At 35.5% G+C, this 17140-nt stretch carries 14 protein-coding genes; 7 read left to right on the top strand and 7 right to left on the bottom strand.

The genetic code is table 11. The features are described 5' to 3' along the window. Nucleotides 1-120 precede the first annotated feature (120 nt). The 4 genes from H7U22_RS08065 to pdeM all read left to right on the top strand — a co-directional run bounded on the left by H7U22_RS08065 (nucleotide 121) and on the right by pdeM (nucleotide 6328). On the top strand, nucleotides 121-1176 hold the full coding sequence (locus H7U22_RS08065; protein WP_187070839.1) for a ligase-associated DNA damage response exonuclease: 1056 nt from the start codon (nucleotides 121-123) through the stop codon (nucleotides 1174-1176). Next, on the top strand, nucleotides 1173-2771 hold the full coding sequence (locus H7U22_RS08060; RefSeq protein ID WP_187070838.1) for an ATP-dependent DNA ligase: 1599 nt from the start codon (nucleotides 1173-1175) through the stop codon (nucleotides 2769-2771). The genes H7U22_RS08065 and H7U22_RS08060 overlap by 4 nt, the downstream gene beginning before the upstream one ends. Nucleotides 2772-3111: 340 nt before the next feature. Next, entirely contained in the window at nucleotides 3112-5589 is a 2478-nt protein-coding gene (locus H7U22_RS08055; RefSeq protein ID WP_187070837.1) for a ligase-associated DNA damage response DEXH box helicase, read from the top strand. Between the two features lie 100 nt (nucleotides 5590-5689). Beyond that, a complete protein-coding gene (gene pdeM / locus H7U22_RS08050; RefSeq protein WP_187070836.1) occupies nucleotides 5690-6328 on the top strand; it encodes a ligase-associated DNA damage response endonuclease PdeM in 639 nt (212 codons plus the stop codon). On the opposite strand, the gene trxA is transcribed toward pdeM, so the two are convergent. The 5 genes from trxA to H7U22_RS08025 all read right to left on the bottom strand — a co-directional run bounded on the left by trxA (nucleotide 6329) and on the right by H7U22_RS08025 (nucleotide 12802). Next, nucleotides 6329-6625, bottom strand: coding sequence for a thioredoxin (gene trxA / locus H7U22_RS08045; RefSeq protein ID WP_187070835.1), 297 nt, complete (start codon nucleotides 6623-6625; stop codon nucleotides 6329-6331). Nucleotides 6626-6813: 188 nt separating this feature from the next. Continuing rightward, nucleotides 6814-7428 (bottom strand): hypothetical protein, encoded by a 615-nt coding sequence (locus H7U22_RS08040; protein ID WP_187070834.1) that lies wholly within the window; start codon nucleotides 7426-7428, stop codon nucleotides 6814-6816. Between the two features lie 58 nt (nucleotides 7429-7486). After that, entirely contained in the window at nucleotides 7487-8836 is a 1350-nt protein-coding gene (locus H7U22_RS08035) for a dihydrolipoamide acetyltransferase family protein (RefSeq protein WP_187070833.1), read from the bottom strand. A 59-nt stretch (nucleotides 8837-8895) separates the two neighbouring features. Further along, a complete protein-coding gene (locus H7U22_RS08030) occupies nucleotides 8896-10137 on the bottom strand; it encodes a competence/damage-inducible protein A (RefSeq protein ID WP_187070832.1) in 1242 nt (413 codons plus the stop codon). A gap of 4 nt (nucleotides 10138-10141) precedes the next feature. Then, nucleotides 10142-12802, bottom strand: a complete 2661-nt coding sequence (locus H7U22_RS08025; protein WP_187070831.1) for a putative LPS assembly protein LptD — start codon at nucleotides 12800-12802, stop codon at nucleotides 10142-10144. A gap of 74 nt (nucleotides 12803-12876) precedes the next feature. Here H7U22_RS08025 and H7U22_RS08020 point away from each other — a divergent pair, with 74 nt between their 5' ends. The 3 genes from H7U22_RS08020 to H7U22_RS08010 all read left to right on the top strand — a co-directional run bounded on the left by H7U22_RS08020 (nucleotide 12877) and on the right by H7U22_RS08010 (nucleotide 15663). Then, a complete protein-coding gene (locus H7U22_RS08020; RefSeq protein WP_187070999.1) occupies nucleotides 12877-13740 on the top strand; it encodes an N-acetylmuramoyl-L-alanine amidase family protein in 864 nt (287 codons plus the stop codon). A gap of 9 nt (nucleotides 13741-13749) precedes the next feature. Then, nucleotides 13750-14529 carry an N-acetylmuramoyl-L-alanine amidase family protein gene (locus tag H7U22_RS08015; RefSeq protein WP_187070830.1) on the top strand — a complete coding sequence of 260 codons (780 nt, stop codon included), beginning with the start codon at nucleotides 13750-13752 and terminating at the stop codon, nucleotides 14527-14529. Nucleotides 14530-14709: 180 nt separating this feature from the next. Next, nucleotides 14710-15663, top strand: a complete 954-nt coding sequence (locus H7U22_RS08010) for an MlaD family protein (protein WP_187070829.1) — start codon at nucleotides 14710-14712, stop codon at nucleotides 15661-15663. Between the two features lie 121 nt (nucleotides 15664-15784). Here the strand turns inward: H7U22_RS08010 and H7U22_RS08005 are convergent, their stop codons facing one another. Both H7U22_RS08005 and H7U22_RS08000 read right to left on the bottom strand, forming a co-directional pair. Beyond that, the gene (locus tag H7U22_RS08005; protein WP_187070828.1) at nucleotides 15785-16690 is read right to left on the bottom strand and encodes a ribonuclease Z; all 906 of its coding nucleotides are present in this window, start codon (nucleotides 16688-16690) and stop codon (nucleotides 15785-15787) included. Nucleotides 16691-16760: 70 nt separating this feature from the next. Beyond that, nucleotides 16761-17138: an STAS domain-containing protein gene (locus tag H7U22_RS08000; RefSeq protein ID WP_187070827.1), complete on the bottom strand. Its 378-nt coding sequence runs from the start codon at nucleotides 17136-17138 to the stop codon at nucleotides 16761-16763. Nucleotides 17139-17140 lie beyond the last annotated feature (2 nt).

Raw genomic sequence — 17140 nt, 5'->3', positions numbered from 1 at the left:
CATTTATCGGGTAATTACCCGATATTTCAAATTATCGGGTATTTAGCCGATATTATCTTTTATCGGCCAATTACCCGATAAAGGTTAAAAACTAATAAAGAAATTTATTGTTAATCAATCATGGCATTAATTACATTTACAAAAAGAGGCATTTATTGCAAGCAGGGCGATTTTTATGTAGATCCTTGGTGGCCTGTAGATTATGCCGTTACCACTCATGGCCACAGCGATCATGTTCGGTTTGGCAATAAATATTACCTCTGCCATACGCTAACCAAACCTATTATCAAAAGAAGAATTAGTGAGGATTTAAATGTAGAAACCTTAAATTATGGCGAAAGTATCGTTAGAAATGGAGTTAATATTTCTTTTTTTCCAGCGGGCCATATTATTGGATCGGCACAGGTACGTTTAGAATATAAAGGAGAAGTTTGTGTTATTTCTGGCGATTACAAAATCGAGGATGATGGAATTAGCGATGTTTTTGAACCTGTTAAATGCCATAGTTTTGTTTCAGAAAGTACATTTGGTCTTCCAGTTTATAAATGGCAAAAACAGGATGTTGTTTTCAATAACATAAAAAATTGGGTAAATGATAATGTTCATCAACAAAAAACCAGTGTATTAATTGCTTACAGCTTGGGTAAAGCACAACGCTTAATTAAAAACCTGGCAGGTGATGTTCCTATTTATGTTCATAACAGCATTGCCAACTTAAACGAGGTAATTATCAAAGCTGGGGTAAACCTTCCAGAAACCATTAGAATTACGCCCGAAACAACTAAAGATCAACTCCAGAAAGGGATCGTAATTGTGCCACCCGCAATGAGAGATAGCCGTTGGATTAAAACTTTAAGTCATCCGGTTACTGGAATTTGTTCGGGATGGATGCAGGTTCGGGCGCACCGCCGTTGGCAAAGTGCAGATGCCGGCTTTGCCCTAAGCGATCATGCAGACTGGCCAGGATTAATGGAAGCTATAACAGCAACTGGGGCTGAAAAAGTTTATGTAACACACGGCTTTACCGCTGCTTTTAGTCGGTTTTTAAATGATAGCGGGATTGAATCTTCCGAAGTTACGACCAAATTCGGGCAGGAAGATGATGAAGAAAATAAAGTTGATTTGGAAGATATTCAAAATCAAAATTCTGAAATCAAAAATCAAAAAGCCGAATGAAACGTTTTGCTCAACTTATCCAACAGCTCGAACTGAGCAATAAAACGAACGACAAAATCGCTGCTTTGGTTAATTATTTTAATCAGGCAGATAACAAAGATAAAGTATGGGTTATCGCCTTGTTTACTGGCAAAAAACCCAAACGGCCAATTAAATCGGCTTTGCTAAAATATTGGGCAATAGAAATTACCGAAACGCCAGAATGGTTGTTCTCTGAAAGCTATTCTAATGTGGGCGATTTAAGCGAAACAATAGCTTTGCTCCTACCGCCTGCTGAAAATACTTCTGATTACCAGCTCCACAAATGGATAGAGGATTTGCACGATTTGGAGGGCAAAGACGATGAAACCAAAAAGGCTTTTATATTAAATGCTTGGAATACTTTAGAAAACCAAGAACGTTTTATTTTTAATAAATTAATTTCAGGAAATTTCAGAATTGGTGTATCCAATAAAATGTTGGTTAATGCTTTAGCTAAGCAAAGTAGTTTGGATAGTGCGCAGATTATGCACAGCATTATGGGCAAATGGGATCCCTACGAAATTACCTTTACGGAGCTGATTAACGGAATCCATGTAAATACCGATAATTCTTGGCCCTATCCTTTTTGTTTAGCTTATGCGCTCGAAAACGAGCCTTCTACTCTAGGCGACATTAAAGAATGGCAAGCTGAATGGAAATGGGATGGAATTCGTGGACAAATTGTGAAACGAAATGGGGAACTGTTTATTTGGTCGCGGGGTGAAGAATTGGTTACAGAACAATTCCCAGAATTACATTTCTTGATTGATGTTTTACCCGATGGGGTAGTTTTAGATGGAGAAATTTTGGCTGTACAAGATAAAAATGTACTTTCATTTAGCACTTTGCAACAACGTTTAAACCGAAAAACCATTAACAAAAAACAACTGGAAGATGCGCCGATCGGTTTTTTTGTTTACGATATTCTGGAATATGAAACGAATGATTTCCGTGAGCAACCTTTAAGCGAGCGGAGAAAGATTTTGGAACAGGTTATTGGAAATTTAGACGAAAGTCCGGTAGTTTTATCGCCGGTGGTTAATTGCAACTCTTGGGAAGAACTGGCCGAACTTAGGCAAACTTCAAGATCGATAAATAGTGAAGGGATAATGCTTAAAAAGCTAAGTTCTCATTATCATAGCGGTCGTAAACGTGGCGATTGGTGGAAATGGAAAGTAAACCCTTATACCGTTGATGCAGTGATGATTTATGCACAAAAAGGTAGTGGAAGAAGAGCAAATTTCTTTACCGATTATACCTTTGCCGTTCGGGATGGCGAAAATCTGGTAACCATTGCCAAGGCCTATTCTGGCTTAACGGATAAAGAAATTAAGGAAGTAAATTCTTTTGTTACCAAAAATGCCATAGAAAAATTTGGACCTGTTCGTACTGTAAAGCCCGAATTGGTTTTCGAAATTGCTTTTGAGGGAATCGCAGAGAGTAAGCGCCATAAAGCAGGTCTGGCACTTCGTTTCCCTCGTATTTTGCGCTGGCGAAAAGATAAAAAAGCTGATGAAATTAATACATTGGAAGATTTGAGGCAGTTGCTCGCATCAACCTTTATAAATGATTAGAAAAGCAGGTTTCTGTGTTGATCGGAACCGAAAGTCTGGCTATTCGCTTTACTCACCCGATGTTTAAATCGGGTTTCGTGCTCGCTCCTGTCAGGTTTATTTTACTTAGGTTTACCTTGCTATTTAAACCCGACAGACGCGGAAATACTTTTTATGAGCAGCAACCTTGAATAAGCTGTCATACTGAGGCACGAAGTATCTGCAGCCGATGAAACAGATTCTTCGTTCCTCAGAATGACAGAATTTGTTTAAAAAGATTGTAGCAAATGGTGGGACTGATGCAACCGAAGAACTACTGAAATTGCTTTTCAAATTTAAAATATAGAAATTACAACTATACATGGACCAAACAAAAACCAAAGGCTACAAAAAAATTAAGCAATGGCTTAAAGCCAATGGTCGCAAACCTTTTAAATTTCAAGAAGATGCTTGGCAAAATTACCTAAATGGCTACAGCGGTTTAGTTAATGCCCCAACCGGTTTCGGAAAAACCTTTTCTCTATTCCTAGCAGTTGCTATTGAAGCATTGAACGCGTCTGCAGTCAGCAACAAAAAAGCAAAAGATCGTTTACAATTAATCTGGATTACCCCACTCCGCTCCTTAGCGAAAGATATTGCAAGAGCAATGAGAGAAACTTTATTAGAGCTCGAATTGGATTGGCACGTTGGTGTTCGTAATGGAGATACCTCACAGGCAGAAAAAGTCCAGCAGAAGAAATCAATGCCCGAAATTTTGTTAATTACGCCAGAAAGCTTACACTTATTACTTGCACAAAAAGGCTCATCAACTTTGTTTAAAAACTTAAAATGTATTGTTGCTGATGAATGGCATGAACTTTTAGGGAGTAAACGAGGTGTACTTGTCGAATTGGCTGTATCGAGAATTAAAGGATTACAGAAATTAGAGAAGGAACAATTTTTAAGGGTTTGGGGAATTTCGGCAACCATTGGAAATATAGAGGAAGCTTTAGATGTTCTCGAACCAGATGAAACGGCTAAAAGAATAATTATTAAGGCAGATCTAGAAAAGAAAATCATCATTAAATCTATCCTTCCTGATGATATTGAAACTCTACCTTGGGCTGGGCATTTGGGGCTGAAGTTAGCCTATAAACTGCTTCCAATAATTGAAAAAAGTAAAACGACTTTAATCTTCATCAATACCCGCGGTCAATCGGAAATGTGGTATCAACATTTGCTAAATATAGAACCCGAATTAGCGGGAAGAATTGCGATTCACCATGGTTCTATAGATTTTGAATTGAGAAATTGGATTGAAGATGCATTACATACTGGGCAATTGAAAGCAGTTATCGCTACCTCATCTCTAGATTTGGGCGTAGATTTTAAACCTGTAGATACTGTTGTACAAGTCGGTTCACCAAAAGGTGTAGCTAGGTTTCTGCAACGTGCTGGTCGATCAGGACATTCGCCACATGAAACTTCTAAAATATATTTTTTACCTACTCATGCTTTGGAATTAGTTGAAGCAGCTGCAATAAAAGAAGCTGCTAAAACGAATAATATTGAGAGCCGTGAACCATTTATTATGGTTTTTGATACATTGGTTCAATACCTTGTTACTTTAGCTATTGGAGATGGTTTTGACGATAAAATAATTTATGAAGAAATTAAAAACACGCATGCTTTTAAACTAATCTTACCCGAAGAATGGACATGGGTAATGCAATTTATTACTTCTGGTGGTGATAGTTTAAGTGCTTACACAGAGTTTAAAAAGGTAATTAAAGATGAGGATGGACTTTGGAAAGTAAAAAGCAGGCAGTTGGCGATGCGCCATAGGTTGCATATTGGCACTATTGTAAGCGATGCAATGCTGAAGGTTAAATTCCTTTCTGGCGGTTATATCGGAATGGTAGAAGAATATTTTGTAACCCGTTTAAAAGCTGGAGATAATTTCCGCTTAGCTGGTCGGGTTTTGGAGTTTGTGCATGTAAAAGACATGACTGTTATTGTACGCGTAAGTAAACAGAAAAATGCCATTTCTCCAAGTTGGAACGGTGGAAGGTTGCCTCTTTCATCAAATTTAGGTTCTGTTTTACGTAAAAAATATAATGAGGCATTGGACAAAACACATCAAGATGAAGAATTGGACGTTGTTTACCCACTATTTCTTTTGCAAGAAAAACGCTCTCATGTACCGAGAAATGATGAATTACTAATAGAATTAATTAATAATAAGGAAGGTTTTCACCTTTTTGCTTATCCATTTGAGGGCCGTTTAGTACATGAGGTTTTAGCTGCTTTGGTAGCTTATCGATTGAGCAAGCTGTTGCCCATCAGCTTTTCCATCGCCATGAATGATTATGGTTTTGAACTGCTAAGTGATATTGAAATTCCGATGGATGAATCTATTGCTTATGAAGTTTTCTCGCCAAAAAACCTAACCGAAGACATAACTTTGAGTATTAATTCGACCGAAATGGCTCGAAGAAAATTCCGTGATATTGCCTGCATCTCTGGTTTGGTATTTCAAGGTTATCCGGGTAAATATGTAGCCAATAAACATTTGCAGTCATCTGCAGGTTTATTTTTTAATGTTTTTAGTGATTACGACAAACATAATTTACTTTTGCGCCAAGCTTACGATGAAGTGTTCTATCAGCAATTGGAAGAACCAAGATTGGCTGCCGCTTTGGAAAGAATTCAAAATGGAGCAATTATAATTACCAATCCGAAAAGTTTTACACCACTATCTTTCCCCATTAAGGTAGATAGTTTGCGTGAAAACATGAGTTCGGAAGAATTGGAACAGAGAATTGCGAGAATGAAAGCGGAATCGGAGAAGATTAAGTAACAATTTTAACCATATAAGAAATTTATAAAAATATAAGTTTAGGGCAATACGCATTCAAAAACTTATATTTTTTATGTGGTTTTTTTATAGATAAGAATTAATGATCATTACAAGCCACGGAGAAGAACTGATTTTAGATAAAGAAAGGGCTTTATACTTATCCAAACACAAACTTTTAGCCATTAGCGATTTGCATTTGGGCAAATCTGCACATTTTCGTCAGGCGGGTTTACAAGTTCCATCAACAATTGCCGAGGGTGATTTACATAGATTAACCTTGCTTATCGAGAAGTACAATCCAAACACTTTATTGATTAATGGAGATATGTTTCATCATGGTTTAAATACTGATATTGATGAATTTGCCTCTTGGAGAAAAAACTATAAGGAGTTAAATTTCTTATTGGTAAAAGGCAATCATGATAGATTAGCCCATGCAGATTATACTGCAATGGATATTGAAATTCATGAGCCTAGCTTCTGTTTAGGGCCATTTTGCTTTATTCATGATGCACCACAATGTACAGAAGAAGAATTATATCCAATTAGTGGGCACATTCATCCAGGAGTTTCTATTGTAGGCAAAGCAAAACAAAGACTAAAATTTCCGTGCTTTTATTTTGGAACTGAATACGCCGTTTTACCAGCTTTCAGCTTGTTTACTGGTCTTTATAATATCTACCCAAAAAGTAACGAACGCATTTTTGCGGTAACTCCAAAAAATGTTGTAGAGGTATAACTAAGAATGTGAATCGATAACTTGCTTTAATTGAGAAGCTTGTAAAACACCGCTTTGTCTCCAAACTTGTTTTCCTTGCTTAAATAACAATAAAGTTGGTACACTTTGAACACTATATGAAGAAGCAACTGCTTGATTTTTATCGATATCGATTTTAATTATTGAAACCGAATCACCAACCTGAGATTTTAATTGTTCTAAAATAGGTTTCATCATTTTACATGGGCCACACCATTCAGCAAAAAAGTCGACCAAAACTGGCTTATCGCCATTGATTAAATCTGAAAACTTCGACATGATTTTTTATTTATTTAAGAACAATAGTAAGTTGTTTTGGTTTTGTAACAACTGCAAATTCACAAGACGGGATTACAAATCCCGACTAACTTAGAAGTAAAGTAAATATATGTTAGTTGAGATTTGTAATCTCGACTGCCCGAACTACGGATTTCAATCCGTTTCTAAATGGCTAAAATTAATAGAAATTATGCACTAACTGGCAATTCTGCATTCAGTGCACCTACCCAATTTTCAAATAAAGCCTTTTCTATTTTAATTACTTCAGCAGCATGATTTTCCCAATCATCAGAAAAACTAACCAGTTGGTTCATCATTTCTTCTAAATGACCTTCTTCTTCTAAAATAATAGATTTAACATTTACCTTACTTTTCGCTTCGTCTAAAATAGTTTGATAAATTGGATAAAGCTCATCAGCACGAACTTCAATTGCATACGTTACAAAAAGATAGGCAGCAAATTTTAAATTGTAACCTATTAAGTTAAATTGTGCTTTTAAATATCGACAAACCGCAATATCTAAAGCGTGTAAATAGTATTTAGTGTTGTTAGGAGAAAGCAATTCTGCATTTGTGTAAGTTTTACAAAGCGCCTCATCAATTTTAGAAATCTGTTTTTTTAAATAGTATGCATGACGATGTTCTTCAGCAGCGTGTTTAAGAATAATTAGGTTAACATTTTCTTTATGCTCGGATGCAGAAATCTTTTTTGCTCCAGCATTTTCCATGTAAGATAATGTATTTAACCACTTGGCATGCAAGGTATTATCACTAACTATAGATTTTAAAATCGAATCTAACATTTTCTATTGTTCAATTGATGAATTGTTAATTGTTGGCTTTACTAAATAAAACCGATGATTAAATCTCTCTATTAAAATCCCAATTTTCTAAATAATCTGCAACCCTACGTACAAACATCCCTCCTAACGAACCATCTACAACTCTATGATCGTAAGATAAAGAAAGAAACATCATGTGGCGAATGGCAATTACATCACCATGTTCGGTTTCTAAAACAGCAGGCTTCTTTTTAATTGCACCAACGGCTAAAATTGCAACTTGTGGTTGATTTATAATTGGAGTTCCCATTACATTGCCAAATGAACCCACGTTGGTTAAAGTAAAAGTACCGCCTTGAGTTTCATCAGGTTTTAACTTAGAGATTCTTGCTCTGTTGGCCAAATCGTTTACAGCTTTAGTTAAACCAACCAAATTTAATTGATCAGCATTTCTAATTACCGGAACAATCAGGTTTCCACTTGGTAAAGCAGCTGCCATTCCGATATTAATATCTCGTTTTTTAATAATTTGTGTTCCGTTGACCGAAACGTTAATCATTGGAAAATCTTTAATTGCCTTGGCTACAGCTTCGACAAATATTGGCGTAAAAGTTATCTTTTCGTTTTCACGTTTTTCGAAACTATTTTTCACTTTATTACGCCACAAAACCATATTGGTAACATCAGCTTCAACAAAAGAAGTAACGTGTGGAGAAGTCGTTTTACTCATCACCATATGATCGGCAATAAGTTTACGCATTCTATCCATTTCAATTATTTCATCGCCACCGCTAACACTCGTAGTTGATGTTTTATTCGGCGATGAAGCTTGAGCCGGAGGAGTAGGTTTATTTTGTAAATCTTGGCTAGGCGGTATTGGTGGAGTAATTATAACCGTTTTAAAAGAAGCGTTCCCTTCATTTTTAAGTCCGATATAATTTAATAAATCATCTTTATTTAGTCGACCATCAGCACCAGACCCTTTAATTGAATCGAGTTCCTGAATGGAAATATTTTCTTGTGAGGCGATACTTTTAACCAATGGAGAATAAAAACGATCGGATGAAACGTTAGGTGTAGATTCAACTTTTGTTTCATTAGGCAATTGTTCTATTCCAGGAATTGGTTCTGGTTTTTCTTCTACAACTGTAGCAGCAATAGGTTCTTCAGTTTTGATGTCGTTTCCGCCTGCCGTCTCAATAATCGCGATCACATCGCCAACCTGAGCAACTTCATCTGCTGCAAAAAGCTGTTTTATCAACTTACCAGCAACGGGAGATGGAACTTCAGAATCTACTTTATCAGTAGCAATTTCCAAAATGGTATCATCTAAATCAATAGAATCACCAGGTTGTTTTACCCATTTAATTACGGTTGCTTCTGCAACACTTTCACCCATTTTTGGTAACAATAATTCGTATTGAGCCATATTAAATTACAGTATATTATATTGGTAGTGCAGCAAAAATACAGTTTTTATTCTTTCCGCTATGCTTCTTTAAGTAGATTTAATAGCATTGTTAACGCAGAAGCAGCAGAGCGTTCTATGTTCTGAATACGTTTGTTGCTGAAATTAAACACTTTAGCTACAGTTTTATTTTTACTTGAAATTGCAATCCAAACTGTACCAACAGGCTTATCTTCCGTACCACCATCTGGTCCTGCAATTCCACTCACTGCGATAGAATAATCGGTTTTAAAATTTTTAACAGCACCTTCTGCCATTTCAGTAACAGTTTGTTCACTTACAGCTCCATAAGTAGTTAAAGTACTTTCCTTTACGCCTAAAATAGATTCTTTTAACTCGTAAGCATAAGCTACAGCACCACCCCAATAAACAGATGAACAACCAGGGTGCTGGGTAATTAAGTGGGCAATATATCCACCCGTGCAACTTTCTGCGGTTGAAAGGGTTAAACCCTTTTCTTTCATAATATTGAGAATCGCCTTTTCCAAAGGAATATCTTCATCAATAACAACAAACTTTTTAATCTTTTCAATAATCTGCTGTGCAAAAATTTCCACTTCTTGTTTCAATTTAGCTTCATTGTCGCCTTTGGCTGATAAACGTAAGCGCACCTGCCCCAACTTAGGAAGATATGCCAATTTAATATGTGAAGGCAAACTATCTTCTATATCTTCTATTTCTTTTGCAAGAAATGATTCACCAATATTAGCGGTTAAAATGGTCTTGTGTACAATTGAAGGAAGTTTAAAACGACTGGTAATCCGTGGAAGAATTTCGTCATCCATTAAATACATCATTTCATAAGGTACGCCAGGCATAGAGACAAAAATCTTCTCCTGTTGCTCAAACCACATACATGGTGCTGTTCCATTTTTGTTTACAATAACTTCACAACCATCAGGTACATCAGCTTGTTGAATATTAATATCCAATAGTGGGCGTTTATATTTTTCGAAGATTTGACGAACCATCTCTAAAGCTCCTTCATCTCTTCTATAGCCCATATTAAAATATTTGGCTAACGTTTTCTTGGTAATATCATCCTTTGTTGGGCCTAATCCTCCAGTTATTAAAATAAGATCAGCTCGTTTTTCTGCTTCACCTAAAGCTTCGATAATGTGCTGTTCATCATCAGAAACTGAAGTAATCTGCTTAACTGAAACGCCTATAGAATTGAGTTGTTTGGCCATCCAGGCTGAATTCGTATCAACGATTTGGCCGATGAGAATCTCATCACCAATGGTTATAATTTCGGCTAACATGTTGTTATTGATATGTGTTGTAAAAACCTTGACGCTTGCTCAATTTTAAATCTTGCAAAATAGATGCCTTAACTTTGATGGTTACCGAATAACTTCTATAAGCACCGTATGGAACCCAATTGATACTCATATCCCAACAATGTAAATCTCGATAAATACCGATATTCATGGGCGTTAAGCCATTATTTTCAAAATCGTAACCAGAATTGAAGGTTACTTTCCATTTTGGTGTAAGGTTAACATCGCCATTAAAGTTTAATGTATTACTTACTCTACTAATTCCAAGGTCGTTTGTGTACTGAAAACTATAAGAGAATGAAAAATTCCAGGGAATATTAAAATCGACAAAAGCATTTGGATCGCGACTGATTGCAGCCAATTGTTCTGATTGGATATCTGTTAACCCTTTCTTTTTCGAAGCAGCATCTAATTTATCATTTGCTTCATTTTTTTTCTTCAAAGCTTCGGGATTTAAGCTGTAGTCGAATGAAAATCCAATTGAAGTTAAACGAGGTAATCTTCCTCCCCTTTTCCAAGTAAAGGTATTGCTTCTAATATATGTTCTAACTCCTGATGCTGTATCCAGTTGAGAATCTAATGCATAAGGATCTAATGTTCCATTGTAGTTGATACCAAGTTTATCGGTAAATTGAGAACGACCACTAAAACCAAGTGTAGAAAGTTTATTTCGCGGTGCTAAGAAATTGTAAGATCCACTAATACTTAAACCTTGGATAATAGGAATTTTCCGTTCTCCTGTACCTGTGGTATCCTTGCTTGATTTTACCTTTAATTCTACCGTGTTATCCAAACCAAAACCAATTGATGCCGATTTACCCGAGAAAGAGCCTGGGAAAGCACTATTTTCAAATATTGAATATTTTAAATCTTGTCCATAGCTATCTAAAATTTTCTGTCCATTTTGATTAATGGCTGGTAGATATGGTCCGCTACCTGCTTGAGTAAAATCTGGAGAATAACTAAAAGAAACGTTCGGAGTCATTACGTGCCTTAAAGCTTTAATATTACCTAAGTTTTTGAATTCCTTTTTACCATAAATCTTGGTAGACATACTTGTGGACAGGTTATAACTCCCTGCTCTTTTAAAACCGCTAATGGTATCTGTTCTATAGGTATAGGTTCCATCCGCAAAGGAAGTATATCTATTTCTGGTTGTTTGGAAATTCCATACTTCGTTGTATGTTCCACCTAAACTAAAGTTTAAATATTTTAAGGCAGTAAAAGACATACTCACAGGGATAGTATGCGAGAAACCGGATTTTAATCTTTTTAAGCCATCATTTTGAAACAATAAACTATCTTTTGTACTGATGCTATTATTTCCTTGCAAACCGTAGCCTACAGTAATTTTTTGATACCATTTTTGTTCACCAGTTCTTGTTTTAGAATCAAATGGACTAAAAGTTGGAACATTAAAAGTTGCTTGGGGTAAACGAACCGAAATATCTTTTGTGCTCAATGTTTGATCACTTCCTAAGCTCAATGAATAGTTCATTCCGTTAGGATAAGCCTTTGCGTAACTAATACTACTACTCATGGTATTATTAGCAATTGCACGTTGATCATAACTGGCATTTGCAGCCGTAGCCGTATAGTATGTACTCGAACCTAAGTTTACACTTGCACTAAAAGTAGTACCAGGCTTAGCGTTTGCACTTTGGCTGTGCGACCAAGTTAAGTGGAATACCTTTGCAGGATTACTAAAAGCTTCGGTACCTTCTAAACCATTCTTAGTACTAGAATAATTGAAGTTTATGTTTCCGCTGTATTTGTAACGTTTGATGTAATTACTCAACAAACTTGTTTCATAAGAGCCATTGGTATAGATAGTTCCCAATAATTTGGCATCCCAATAATCATTTAAACCTAAATAGTAACCAGCATTTTGCAAGAAGAATCCACGAGTTGCATCTTCACCCGGTGTTGGTAAAATTAAACCCGATGTACGCTTATTTGGCTTTGGAAAAAAGGCAAAAGGTAAAGCGAAAGGTGTAGGAATATCTTCAATAACCATATAAACTGGCCCAGTTACAATTTGCTTTTCAGTAACTACACCTTTTGATATCATTAAACCAAAGTGAGGATGTGGCAGATTACAGGTACTATACATTACATTTTTGACGTGTAACTCATCATCAATTTGTTTTTTACTTTGTCCGCCAGAAAAGAATCCGCCCTCCTGCTCGGAGAAAACACCATAAACCTTCGCTCTTGTGGTTTCCGAATTATAGTAAAGTGAATCTGCATAAGCCGTGCCTTCGCTGCCCGATTTAAAAATTGGTTTTCCGATATAACGATTTGTTTTTGGATCTCTAACACCGCTTGCAAAAATGGTGTTGTTTTTTTTATCGTACTTAATATAAGCAGCATCTAGCTCAAAGTCTCCGTATACAACTCTAGCATTGCCATATAAATAAACAATGCTTTTGTCCTTATTCAATCGAACAGAATCTTGAGCTTTATATTCGACTTTTTGATCGAGGCTACTGTTGTTTTTGCCGATTTTTTTGGTTGTATCCTTTTTTGAAGTGTCTTGCTGAATGATTTGTTGCAATGAAAAATGCGAAAATGCGTTAGCTTTACCAACACCAAGTGTTAATAAAATGACAGAAATTAGTAAAATAGAGCTCTTAAGAAGTTTCAAATTCGTATTTGAATGTTATTTTTGCACAAATGTTTAATCAAAAACGTTCAAAATTAGTGAAAAATATACCATTGATGTATCTTAAAACCATTTTAACATTTATTATTTGTTTTGTGTTAGTCAATACAATTGATAATCAAGCCTTTGCGCAAGAATATAAAATTAAAACAATTGTAATTGATGCAGGCCACGGCGGTAAAGACGGTGCCACTCATGGTGTTTATTCCAAAGAAAAAGATGTTGCCTTAAAAACGGCGCTTAACTTAGGAAAAGCATTACAAGACAGTATCAAAGACATTAAAATAATTTATACCAGACAAACAGATGTTTTCATTCCATTGTATGAACGTATAAACATTGCAAATAATGCTAAAGCAGATTTATTTATTTCGATCCACTTAAATGATATGCCTGTTCGTGTATCAAGAGTGGTAGATTATTACAAAAAAGTTAGAGGGAAGAAAGTTCCAGTATATCGTACTACAACTTCTAAAAGCACTTCAACACGTGGTACGGAAACTTTTGTTTCTGGTACGGGGCGTTTGGGAGAACAGGATGAGGTAATTAAGCGTGAAAATGCATCCATGTTTTTGGAGGATAACTATCAAAAAAATTATGAGGGCTTTATAGCGAATACACCTGAGAACGATATTATGCTTTCTCTAATGAAACAGACCAATAGAGAAAGAAGTTTAAAGTTTGCTTCCATGCTTCAGCAGGAATATGTTAATGCAGGAAGAACTAATCGAGGTGTACAGGAAAAAAGCTTGGCCGTTTTGGCTAGAGCAGCAATGCCAGCCGTACTAACAGAAATTGGTTTTGTGAGTAATCCTGAAGACGAAGACTATATGAACTCTGTAGAAGGACAAAATGAAATTGTTAATGGGATTATTAAAGCAATTAAAAATTACAAGCGAATAGCAGAAACATCCTTTTAAACATCCCTAATGAAAATTAAATACCTGCTTGCCGTTTTATTTCTATCTATATTATGCTCTGCAACCCATTCCCTTGCTCAAGGATATAAGATTAAAACAATAGTAATAGATGCCGGCCATGGCGGCAGAAAAACAGGTGCATCAGGAAGTTTTTCAACAGAAAAAAATATTTCTTTGAAAGTTGCGCTTAAATTAGGTGCAAAACTGAAAGAAGAATTGCCAGATATTAAGATAATTTATACAAGAACAAAGGATGTTGATGTAGATTTATACAGGAGAGCAGAAATTGCTAATGGAGCTAATGCTGATTTATTTATTTCCATTCACTGCAATTCTATGCCGCCTGGGAATAAAGGAATTAAAGGTGTTGAAACTTTGGTTGCAGGATCAAACCGTTTAAAAGAACAGGATGCCGCAATTCGTGAAAACGCAGATATTAAGCTGGAAAAGAACTACAAAAGCAAATACGATGGTTATGATCCATCAAATCCGAGTACATTTATTCTTTTATCGTTATTAAAAAACACGTTTCGGGATAAAAGCATTAAATTTGCAAAATTAATACAGAATAGCTACGTAGAAAGAGACAAAAGATTTAGTCGTGGGGTTAAAGAACAAGGGGTTCTAGTTTTACAAAGATGTGGAATGCCTGCCGTTTTAACTGAAGTTGGCTTTATATCGAATAAGGAAGAGGAAAAATACATTAACTCAGAAAAAGGACAGGATGAAATTGTTGAAGCAATATTCGCGGCAATAAAGGCATACAAAAAAAATATAGAAGTTAAATAGTTGGCATTATAAATGATAACCGATTTAACTTATAAACGAGAAAACATTTAAACCAAACAAAACAATTGATGTAACTTTTTGTAATTACAATTACATATTTAAACATCAGCAATAACAAAAACGCTCTGGCAAGCAATAAAGAACTAAATTTACTGCTTGAGCCATTAAATAGAAACACTCATGAAAATTAAGAACGAAACTAAAGTAGGGATATTAGCCGCATTAGCCATTGCTTTACTCATTATTGGATATAACTTTTTAAAGGGTAATTCAATTTTTTCTAGCGAAACAAACTTACTAGCAAGATACACAAGGGTTGATGGTTTAACGGTTTCAAAACCAATTCTTATTAATGGTTACCAAATTGGCCGAGTTGCTAAATTGCAGCTAGAGCCGGGTGGAACTATTTTAGCTACATTAAGTATTAATAGCAAATACGAAATCCCTGAAAACAGTATTGCACGTTTAGAAGGTACAGATCTTTTGGGTAGCAAAGCCATCGTAATGTCGTTAGGTAATTCAAAAAAAATGGCAGAGGATGGTTACTTGTTAAATGCAAATGTGGAGAAAGGCTTAATGGAACAAGTTCAACCGGTGCAGAAAAAAGCAGAATTAATTATTGGTAAAATGGACTCTATTTTAAGTAGCGTTAATTCGATTTTAAATCCAAATTTCCAAAAAAATGTTGATAAAAGCTTCAGCAGTATTGCCGGAACTTTGGCTTCATTAGAAACTACTTCTAAGAAAGTTGATGGTTTAGTTGGCTCAGAAAGCGCTCGTATTGAAGCAATCTTCAAAAATGTAGAAGGCATTACAGCGAATTTAAACAACAACAATAAAAAAATTAGTGATATTTTAACAAACATCAATACCGTAACTGATAAGTTTGCAGCGGCTAATTTTAAAGAAACTTTAGATAAAGCAAATAGTGCAATTGCTGATTTGCAGAGTGTTATTTCAGGAATTAAAGATGGTAAAGGAAGTTTAGGATTGTTACTTAACGATACTAAGATGTACGATAACTTGAACAGTGCATCTAAAAATCTTGACGAATTGATGATCGACTTAAAGGCTAACCCCAAGCGTTATGTTCACTTCTCAGTATTTGGTGGAGGCAACAAAAAAGATAAATAGTTTTAACGAAATAAGAAAGAAAGCCTTGCAGTCTATTATGATTGCAAGGCTTTCTTTGTTTAAAGTATCTTCCATTACTTTTTATATAAGGAATACAGGAAGATTAAAGAGAATAGCTTTTTTAAAGCTGGAAAGTTTTTCCTTCGATAGCCAATTCAGTATTTTCAAATACAGATTGGGCTTCTTCCAAGAGCATTTGTAATGTTTTGTAACGTGAAGAAAAGTGACCGATTAATAATTTCTTGACATGGTTAATCTTAGCCACCTCTCCTGCTTGTAATGCAGTGGTGTGGTGTGTTTCATTAGCCCGATCTAAAAGCTCGTTCATAAAAGTTGCTTCGTGATAAAGTGTATCACAATTCTTGATGGTCGGAAAATAGCGTTCATCAAAAAGTGTGTCAGAACAGTAAGCATAACTTCTCGGCGGATCTGCTGGTGTTGTATAATCTTCACTCAGCAGAATATCACCATTTGGTAATTCTACATCCATTCCCTTTTTCAAAACCGTATAATAAGCTATTGGCACTTCGTCTGCCTTATCTTTAATTAATTTACGCTGTCTTTGTTTCTGTTCGAAAATAAAGCCCGTACAAGGAATGCGGTGATTTAAAATAATGGTTTTAACAACCAGATCACTGTTCTCGAAAATTTGTGTAGATTCCGTCGCATCAATAGGAAAAAATTCCAAAGGATATCTTAATGTCGTATCGGAATATTTAAACTGAATTTCTAAAATCTCTAACAATGCGGCCGGACCAAAAATCTGCATGGGTTTTATTCTTCCATTCAAATGCAGACTTGACAACAGGCCGATTAAGCCGAAATAATGATCGCCATGCAAATGACTGATAAAAATATAATCGATGCGAGCGGATTTGAGATTGAAACGAATAAGTTGTTGCTGTGTACCTTCTCCACAATCAATTAAATAAAATTTCTCGTTACAGTTTAAGAGTTGTGCAGTCGGGTTTCGATTAAAAACCGGTGTTGCAGAACTGCTTCCTAAAATTGTAACTTCAAACTTCATTTTTCTAAGATATAAAAAGCCTCGTAGAATTTTGAAAACTACGAGGCTCGTGGTTAATTTTTATACGTAATTATTTTGCGCCTCTAAACTCTTTTTCCAACTCATCCATAAAAATGAAATCTGTTGCTTCCTCTAATGTATTTACAAACGTTACAGATTGAAATATGTTTGAAAGTTCTATAATTGGAGCCAGTTGATCGTTAATTCCTGTTACTATAAATAGGCCATTGGCACTTTTGCAAAGTCGATCGCCAACCAACAAACAACTTAAATCTTGAGCATCGTTACACTCTATAACTTGGCTTAAATCAACAATTATATTCTTAAATCCTTCTGCGTTAAGTAAATATAATTCAGATTTTAAACCAGGAGAATTATCATTAGTAAACTTGGGCTCTTCGAGCTTTAGGGTTACGTATTTATCGTGTTTATCTACTGAAAATTTCATCG

Source organism: Pedobacter fastidiosus (assembly GCF_014306625.1).
Lineage (GTDB): Bacteria > Bacteroidota > Bacteroidia > Sphingobacteriales > Sphingobacteriaceae > Pedobacter > Pedobacter fastidiosus.
The sequence above is the reverse complement of the archived record's forward strand: the minus strand, read 5'-3'. Positions and strand labels throughout refer to the sequence as shown.

Bases quoted from the DNA above. Each gene is read 5' to 3' on its own strand.
- H7U22_RS08065 (WP_187070839.1), top strand. From the start codon at position 121: ATGGCATTAATTACATTTACAAAAAGAGGCATTTATTGCAAGCAGGGC.
- H7U22_RS08060 (WP_187070838.1), top strand. From the start codon at position 1,173: ATGAAACGTTTTGCTCAACTTATCCAACAGCTCGAACTGAGCAATAAA.
- H7U22_RS08055 (WP_187070837.1), top strand. From the start codon at position 3,112: ATGGACCAAACAAAAACCAAAGGCTACAAAAAAATTAAGCAATGGCTT.
- pdeM (WP_187070836.1), top strand. From the start codon at position 5,690: ATGATCATTACAAGCCACGGAGAAGAACTGATTTTAGATAAAGAAAGG.
- trxA (WP_187070835.1), bottom strand. From the start codon at position 6,625: ATGTCGAAGTTTTCAGATTTAATCAATGGCGATAAGCCAGTTTTGGTC.
- H7U22_RS08040 (WP_187070834.1), bottom strand. From the start codon at position 7,428: ATGTTAGATTCGATTTTAAAATCTATAGTTAGTGATAATACCTTGCAT.
- H7U22_RS08035 (WP_187070833.1), bottom strand. From the start codon at position 8,836: ATGGCTCAATACGAATTATTGTTACCAAAAATGGGTGAAAGTGTTGCA.
- H7U22_RS08030 (WP_187070832.1), bottom strand. From the start codon at position 10,137: ATGTTAGCCGAAATTATAACCATTGGTGATGAGATTCTCATCGGCCAA.
- H7U22_RS08020 (WP_187070999.1), top strand. From the start codon at position 12,877: ATGTATCTTAAAACCATTTTAACATTTATTATTTGTTTTGTGTTAGTC.
- H7U22_RS08015 (WP_187070830.1), top strand. From the start codon at position 13,750: ATGAAAATTAAATACCTGCTTGCCGTTTTATTTCTATCTATATTATGC.
- H7U22_RS08010 (WP_187070829.1), top strand. From the start codon at position 14,710: ATGAAAATTAAGAACGAAACTAAAGTAGGGATATTAGCCGCATTAGCC.
- H7U22_RS08005 (WP_187070828.1), bottom strand. From the start codon at position 16,690: ATGAAGTTTGAAGTTACAATTTTAGGAAGCAGTTCTGCAACACCGGTT.
- H7U22_RS08000 (WP_187070827.1), bottom strand. From the start codon at position 17,138: ATGAAATTTTCAGTAGATAAACACGATAAATACGTAACCCTAAAGCTC.